Annotated in this window: 8 protein-coding genes and 1 tRNA gene; 3 read left to right on the top strand and 6 right to left on the bottom strand. The window is 51.4% G+C overall.

Annotated elements, in window-relative coordinates:
• Nucleotides 1-277: 277 nt before the first annotated feature.
• The 5 genes from B3K89_RS09455 to B3K89_RS09475 form a co-directional block, all read right to left on the bottom strand.
• Nucleotides 278-1429 carry a tyrosine-type recombinase/integrase gene (locus B3K89_RS09455; RefSeq protein WP_345907329.1) on the bottom strand — a complete coding sequence of 384 codons (1152 nt, stop codon included), beginning with the start codon at nt 1427-1429 and terminating at the stop codon, nt 278-280.
• Nucleotides 1430-1566: 137 nt separating this feature from the next.
• Nucleotides 1567-1650: transfer RNA gene (locus B3K89_RS09460), tRNA-Leu, on the bottom strand.
• Nucleotides 1651-1685: 35 nt separating this feature from the next.
• Nucleotides 1686-2165 (bottom strand): 2-C-methyl-D-erythritol 2,4-cyclodiphosphate synthase, encoded by a 480-nt coding sequence (gene ispF / locus B3K89_RS09465; protein ID WP_298502987.1) that lies wholly within the window; start codon nt 2163-2165, stop codon nt 1686-1688.
• Nucleotides 2162-2974: an IspD/TarI family cytidylyltransferase gene (locus B3K89_RS09470; protein WP_293891311.1), complete on the bottom strand. Its 813-nt coding sequence runs from the start codon at nt 2972-2974 to the stop codon at nt 2162-2164. Before B3K89_RS09470 ends, ispF begins: the two co-directional genes overlap by 4 nt.
• 1 nt (nt 2975) lies before the next feature.
• Nucleotides 2976-3479 (bottom strand): CarD family transcriptional regulator, encoded by a 504-nt coding sequence (locus tag B3K89_RS09475; protein WP_293891308.1) that lies wholly within the window; start codon nt 3477-3479, stop codon nt 2976-2978.
• A gap of 105 nt (nt 3480-3584) precedes the next feature.
• On the opposite strand from B3K89_RS09475, the gene malQ reads away from it, so the two are divergent.
• Entirely contained in the window at nt 3585-5099 is a 1515-nt protein-coding gene (malQ, locus tag B3K89_RS09480) for a 4-alpha-glucanotransferase (RefSeq protein ID WP_345907330.1), read from the top strand.
• On the opposite strand, the gene B3K89_RS09485 is transcribed toward malQ, so the two are convergent.
• Nucleotides 5096-6058, bottom strand: coding sequence for a lipoate--protein ligase (locus B3K89_RS09485; protein ID WP_293891299.1), 963 nt, complete (start codon nt 6056-6058; stop codon nt 5096-5098). The two genes, malQ and B3K89_RS09485, sit on opposite strands and share 4 nt — an antisense overlap.
• A gap of 47 nt (nt 6059-6105) precedes the next feature.
• On the opposite strand from B3K89_RS09485, the gene B3K89_RS09490 reads away from it, so the two are divergent.
• Together B3K89_RS09490 and thyX are read left to right on the top strand one after the other, a co-directional pair.
• On the top strand, nt 6106-6825 hold the full coding sequence (locus tag B3K89_RS09490) for an RsmE family RNA methyltransferase (RefSeq protein ID WP_345907331.1): 720 nt from the start codon (nt 6106-6108) through the stop codon (nt 6823-6825).
• A gap of 47 nt (nt 6826-6872) precedes the next feature.
• Complete coding sequence (gene thyX, locus B3K89_RS09495; RefSeq protein ID WP_293891293.1) at nt 6873-7694, top strand: FAD-dependent thymidylate synthase; 822 nt, start codon at nt 6873-6875, stop codon at nt 7692-7694.

A 7694-nucleotide genomic window follows, 5' to 3' on the forward strand; every position in this document is an offset into this window, starting at 1 on the left:
TTATGATTGAGCCTTTCTTTTTTAAGAAACCACCATCAATCATTAGAATTGATTCCATATCAGCCTCTTGATAAAAAATTGGGCTACTCAAGGGACACTTTACAGTGTTTACATCTAACCCTTTTTTCGCCCTTTCTTTACGTACAAAAAATACCATGCATACACCAATCTGTCAACACCAATACGTATCAATGTGCATTCACCAATACGTATCAATGTGCATTCAATACGTATCAATAGTAATCAATAGGTGCTATTGCATGCTGATGAAAGTAAGTTATTGACTCTCGATTTGTGTGTGGAGAATACTCTCGGTGATTTCTAGTACATCCGCGAAATCATTCACCAAGAAATGTGCATAACGCTTCGTCATTTCTGCAGTAGAGTGACCGATGATCTTCCTGGTCTTTGATTCATTGATTCCGTTTGCTAACAGCTGGGAGTTCAGAAAGTGTCTCCAGGAATGGAACGTGATGTTTCTTTCTCGCCGTTCTTCTTCCGTGATGCCTTTAACTGCCATTGCCCGATAGAAACTGTCACGAATGGCATCGGTACTCATAGGCACACCTGCAACAGAAAAGATTCGTCCTTCTTTTCCTGCATGGTCGGCAAGAGTTCGCAGTGCATCCATCAGGCTTTGAGGTAGGGGAAGGTCTCTATTATCGCCAGTTTTTGTGCCCTTGAGGGCTCCCTGGAGGTCCACACTGTGTTCGACGTGAATATATCCGTCTCGGAGATCACAAGGCCGTAGGGCCCTGATTTCACCAACCCTCATGCCTGTGCAAGCTGCCAGCAGGGATGCAGTATAAGCGATCGGATTGTCCCAATAGGAAAGATTTGTCAGAAGATCACGTGCTTCTTCGAATGAAAGGATACCCCGCTGCTTGCTGTTGTTGGCAAAGGCTCTCACTTCACGCGCAGGATTGGCCTTGATATGTCCTTCTCTCCTGGCTTCGTCCAGAATGACGGAGAAGATAGATAGGATGTTGTTTGCATACTTCGTCGAGAGCTTCTTCCTCTCAATCAGATAACGCTGCCATGCCTCGATTTTAGCCGAGGTGATCTCGGTCAATAAAGAAGATCTGAAGGTAGGAAGGATATGTTTCTCCATGCTCCGCTTGTTTGTGTTGATGTATTGGGCAGTAAGCTTTCTCCCTCGTAGTGCCTCGGCTTTGACGTAATCACAATCCGGGGTCCACCATCCCTTGGCATAAACCCCAAACGTCAGCAGCACAACCGGTTCTTTCTTCACAGGGATAAGGGAGTTTGTCTTGTACAATTCCATCGTATACGCAAGTGCCTGGGACTTGGTGGTGCACCCCGTTGAGAACTTTCTCCGCTTGCCCTGATCATCATACGCAACATAGTAGAAGACCACCTTGGTTGCCAGTTTTCTCTTGTACAATGTAAACGGTTCTCTTGCGCGCATATCCCTTCATCCTCCATCTTACTGTGCACACAACTGTGCACAGGGCCAAAACCCGGTCGAGAAATTGAAGGGATAATTTTGACAAAAAGAAAGGCAAACCCCTTACAATTTCATTGTAGTAAAAGGTTTGCCTATAGTGCCCAGAAGAAGACTCGAACTTCCACGAGTGTGACCCCGCTAGGACCTGAACCTAGTGCGTCTACCAATTCCGCCATCTGGGCGCAGGCACAACTATAAAGTATTTATTTGGATTGTGTCAACACGGTATTTCAGAAATAAGGACGCTGGCTTGGGCAATGATTGCATCCCCGCTTCCCAATTCACCCAGGATGGTCTCCGCGGTCTTAGCCTTTACCGAGACTCGGTGCATCTCAAGCTGCAGTACTTGTGCAAGGTTGGCCCTGATGGCATCGATATGTTCCCTGAGCTTGGGTCTCTGTACAATGATGGTCGTATCGAGGTTCTCTATCCGGTAAGGTGGAAGGTCCTGCTCAAGAACCTGCTTGAGAAGACGTATACTGCTGATGTCCTTGTACCTTGGGTCGGAGTCGGGGAAGTGAGAACCGATATCGCCCTTTGCCAAGGCGCCAAGCAGGGCGTCGATGATTGCATGAACCAGGACATCACCATCACTGTGGGCGATCTCGCCTTTCTCACTGGGAATCACGACACCTCCGAGGATGAGCGTTCTTCCCGAACCGAGGCGGTGAAGATCCCAGCCGGTTCCCACTCTCATAGGCCTGCCTGCTCCCTTTTTGCCTCATCCATGGCCTGATGCAGCAATCTTGCAGCCTTGGCGCTTCGCTTTCCCTCTTCCAAATTCTTCAAATACTGTTCAATCTGGGCCTCGGCATCAGTAATGTCATCCAGATACGTTATCTTGCGGTTCTCCCGCTCCCCCTGGCAGACGCCTACCGGAAGGCCGAAGTCGGTAAAGATCTGGGTATCATCAATATAGATGGTACCGCTGTTGTGTGCCCGCTGGTGGGCTTCCCAGATTTGAGGATACTTGAATATCTGGGGAGTCTGCACCCCAACGGCATGGGCTCTGTCAATGTGATGGGTGAGCATTCCGTTGTCATCGATGATCTTCAACGCATCGGTGGCGGGTAGGGCGGGGACCGCCCCCTTGAACACCTTTGCAGTGGCCAGGGTGCGAATGATCAACTCAGGACTGACAAAACAACGGGCGCCATCGTGTATTGCTACGAATTCAGCATCGAGGGCCATGGTGGAGAGAAACTTCAGTGCTTCGTAGACTGATTCCTGCCTGCTCTTCCCGCCTTTTACCAGAATCAGGGGAACAAAGTTCTGATGCAATAAGTCTTCCAGGGCAACGGCACATTGGTCCTCCATCCCCTCGGGATAGGTGACCAGGATGGCGGCACAGTTCGGGACCTGCAGAAAAGGGACGATGGAGCGGTACAGAATTGTATGCCCGTCAATGGCCAGATACTCTTTCTTGACACCAAGGTCCTTGCTTGCATTGAACCGTTCGCTGCTGCCTGCAGCGGTTACTATCACCGCATGTTTGGGAAAAGCCATATTATTTCTCCAGTCGGGAGAATACGAGCAGCTCGATCTCCTTCTTGTCTTTCTTCAAAGAGAACGAGGTCTCATCAATCAGCAGCCGCAGAGCATTATCATAGAGCTTGCGCTCTTGTACCGGCAGTTCCTTGATCTTGCTGCGGTGGTAAAGAGCTTGGACGACTTTGGCAATGGAAGCGATGGAACCCTGCTTGAGCAGATCAACATTCATCTGATAGCGAGCCTTCCAGTCAACAGGCATCGGCTCGTATTTGCTGGAAATGGAATCGATTGCCGACTGGGCTTCTTTTGGCTCAACGATGGGCCTGATCCCCATCTCCTTTGATTTTTCCACAGGAATCATAACCGTCATGTCTGAGATATCAAGGTAAATGACGTAATACATCGTCACCGCACCTCGGAACATCCGCTCTTCGATGCGTTTGATGACGCCTACACCTTGAAGAGGATACACGACGTGCTCCCCAACAACAAATTGTACTTTCCCCTGCGGTAAATTCATAGCACAAGTATATCCGATTTTTTGGCTTTCAACAAGGCGAGCTGAAGGGAAAGTCTTGCTGCCCTCAGATAGCCAATGGAGAGCCAAATGCAGTATAGTCGAAGTATGAAACACAACATACGACGTTGCGGAGTGCTTATGCACCCTACATCACTACCATCAAAACACGGAATAGGGTCGCTGGGCGATGAGGCTTTCCAATTCCTTGACCTTCTGGAAAAAACATCGGTAAGCCTCTGGCAAATCCTTCCCCTGGGGCCCACGGGATATGGGGATTCACCCTATGCAGCCCGTTCCTCATTTGCAGGGAACGAACTGCTCATCGACCTGAAGAGCCTTGCATATGACGGCTATCTGGATGTCGAAGACGTGCTTTTCAATCCGGGTTTCCCCTCAGAAAGAGTCGATTACGGCATGGTACGTTCCTTCAAGGAACCTTTGCTGGAGAAGGCCGCCCATGAGTTTCTTGCATATGCAGAGCCTGAGGAATTGGCATCCTATCAGAGCTTTGTAGCCGAGAATGCCTGGTGGCTCGACGATTACGCCCTGTACCAAGTGCTTTGCAGGCACTACAACGACTCGCGCTGGTTCGAGATTTGGCCCGAGGAGCTCAGGCTTCGAAAGGCAGCAGCCTTGAAAAAGGTCCAAAAAGAGTTTTCCAACCGCCTTGATGTCATCAAGGTTCAGCAATATTTCTTCTTCACCCAGTGGCAAAGTGTAAAGATCTACGCCAACACCCACGGCATCCAAATCATCGGAGACATTCCGATTTTCGTTGCTCCCGACAGTGTGGATGCATGGGCGAACCGACATCTGTTCAAGATGGACAAGGAAGGCAGGCAAACTGTTTCCAGCGGCGTACCCCCGGATGCCTTCTCCGATGAGGGGCAACTGTGGGGCAATCCCGTCTATGACTGGAAAGCCCATCAGAAGGAGGGCTTTGCCTGGTGGATCAAGCGAATCCAGAAAACCTTGGAGACCTGCGATATTGTACGCATCGACCATTTCCGTGGTTTCTCGGCCTACTGGGAGGTCCCTCAAGGTGAGAAAACGGCAATGAACGGCAGCTGGGTCGAAGCTCCGGGCAAGGAGTTGTTTGCTGCACTGAAGCAGGCGCTGGGCGACCAGCTTCCCATCATAGCAGAGGACTTGGGCGTGATTACCGAGGATGTCGAAGAGCTCAGGGATTTGAACAACTTCCCCGGTATGAAAATTCTTCAGTTTGCCTTCAATGTGAAAGGCGGAGCATTGGATGCAACCAATGCATACCTGCCACACAATTGCGTGTACAACAGCGTCATCTATACCGGAACGCATGACAACAACACCACACGGGGGTGGTATGAAGCGTTGGACGGTGAAGGCAAGGACATTGTAAGACGGTATTTGGAGTGTCCCGATGATCAAGTCGTTTGGCAGATGATCAGGCAGATGTTGCTCAGCTGCTCAAAGGATGCAATACTCCCTATGCAGGATTGGCTGGAACTCGGCTCGGAGGGAAGGATGAACATCCCCTCGACGTGCGGACAGGGCAACTGGAGCTGGAGAGTCAAGAGCTTGCACGTCGAGCCATGGCGCATCGACAGGCTCCGCTCCCTGATAGAGCTCAGCGGACGCTAGAGTAAAGAGACTACATGAGCGAGCAGGCTGGCAAGATCGGCCTGCCCACTTGTTTGTGCAAGTTCTTCCAAAGCCTTTTGGTTGTACTGAGCTCCGCTCAGTATGGCGACAGCTCGATCGACAATCGATGTATCGAGGGCATCGGTAAACATCCTCACTTCACTGATGACCCCTTTCTCCACCTGCAGATGCAACGTGGCTTCACCCCATTCGAACCGGTGGGTGAAGGAGTGGGTGAACTGGGGAGTCTTCTCAAGAATCACCGAAATGTCTCCAAACCGGTGATAATTCTCCTGGGCTTGGGGGAGGGTCTTGAAGTCTATGGGGGTTACCTCCGTCTGGCCGTAGGCAGCATTGAAGGCATCGACAAGGGCTGTCTGCACCATTTCGTTGGTGATGTCCGCTCGTCCTTCCTTCAGATTTCCCACTCTTGAGGCAACTGACTTCACAGCCTTGGATGCGAGCTTGTTTGAACTGGGGGTAAGGTAGTTGCTCATCACCGAAAGGTCGCTGCTGACCAGAAGCGTCCCATGGTGGCAAAACTTGGTGGCTGTGGTCTGGAATGCGTTGCCGGATATCTTTTTCCCGTTGAGCAGGATGTCGTTGCGCCCCGAAAGTTCACACGACAACCCTAGGCTTGCAAGCGCCTTGAGCACCAGGGCGAAGTTTTCTTCCTTGGTGGTTGTATTTTTGTTCCCTATCAAGGTAAAGCAGAGATTCCCTTGGTCGTGATACACCGCACCGCCACCACTTTGGCGGCGCACCAGTTGCACCTTATGCTCTTCCATATTCTTCAGATTGCACTCTGCGAATGGATTCTGATAACGTCCGATGACAATGCACGGATCGTTCACCCACAAGAAAAGGATGTGGTCATACTCAAGAGTCAGCAGATATGCTTCCCCTGCCAGATTTGCTGCACAGTCGTGGGAGGTAGCCAGGTAGATTGCGTTCTTCATGTCCTTACTCTACCTTCAAAACCGGTGCCTATGCTATACTCGCTTGTATGAATATCATCCTTTTTGAGGCCCTTTCTGCACAGAACGAGCTCCCCATGCAGGACCCGCGGGCCCAACATATCTGCAAAATCCTTCGGCTCAAGGAGGGTGAGCGTTTTCAAGCCGGCATCATCAATGTCGGCCAGGGAACTGCAACCCTCACCGCCCTGAAGAATGATAGCATCCTCTTCGATTTCGTGATGGAAGACACCCAAAGTGCGTACCTCTATCCGGTGACCTTGTTGGTCTCCCAGGTCAGACCCATCTGCATGCGCAGGATTTTGAGGGAAGCTGTGAGCCTCGGTGTGCAAAAAATCATCCTCTGCACCACCCAGACCGGGGAGAAGTCGTACGCCCAGGCAACCCTCTACACCAGCGGAGAATACCATTCCATCCTGTTGGATGGAGCGATGCAAAGCGGCAAGTGCGGTGTCAGCGAGGTGCAGTTTGCTTCTTCGGTTGCCACGGCGATGAGCCTGCTCGATGAGAACAGCCAACGTATTGTGTTGGATAATGTACGTGAGAGCACAAGCCTTGCTCATGCTTCCATTACGGCTTCTTCGGTTGTGCTCGCCATCGGCGGTGAGCGTGGGTTTACCGATGATGAGCGTACCACCTTCGATCGGAACGGCTTCTCATTTGCCAGCCTTGGAAGCAGGATTCTCCGCACCGAAACAGCCTGCAGTGCCGGACTGGCCGTCCTGCTTGGTCGGATGGGCTTGCTCTAGAAGGCTTGGGAAGGCATAATACACAGACTTGTACAGAGGAGAGTGACATGGCACATTGCATTGTAGCAGCAGCTGAAGAGATCCTGGATAAGGAGTTTCCTGTTCTGGACCATGGATTCGTCCGACTCGTTGACTATCTGGGCAGTGATGAAAGGATCGTGCAAAGTGCACGAGTCTCATATGGCAGCGGGACAAAAACCTATCGCCAGGACAAGGGACTTATCAGCTACCTCCTTCGCAACGACCACACCTCCCCGTTCGAGCAGGTGAATTTCACGTTCCATGTGAAGATGCCGATTTTCGTAGCCAGGCAGTGGATCCGCCACCGCACCGGCAGGGTGAATGAGATCAGCGGCCGTTACAGCGTCATGAGCGATGAGTGCTATCTGCCTGACAAGGCGCACATCAACTTCCAAAGCGAGGACAACAAACAGGGCCGCACTGAAGAATCCGTTCCTGCCGAGCTGGCCGATGAAGTGCTTGCCTTGCTCAGGGAGGACCAGAAGCGCAGTTATGAAACGTATCAGAGGCTGCTTGATCTGGGCATCGCCCGCGAACTTGCCCGCGTGGACCTTCCGCTGAGTCTCTACACCGAATGGTATTGGCAGATGGATCTGCACAATCTGTTCCACTTCCTGCAACTCAGGCTCGACAGCCGTGCCCAGTACGAGATCCGGGTCTATGCGCAGACCATCCTTGACATGGTTCGCTTGGTCTGCCCCATGGCAACCGAAGCCTTTGAAGAGCATAAGCTCGGAGGGAAAACCTTCAGCAAGAGCGAGCTCGATGCCCTGAAGGCAATGCTCAAGGGAGAGGAGAACCCCCTGAAGGGAAGGGCTTTGGAGTTGTTTGAGCAGAAATTGAACTAG

It is taken from the genome of Sphaerochaeta sp. UBA5849 (assembly GCA_002432715.1).
Classification (GTDB): Bacteria; Spirochaetota; Spirochaetia; order Sphaerochaetales; family Sphaerochaetaceae; genus Sphaerochaeta.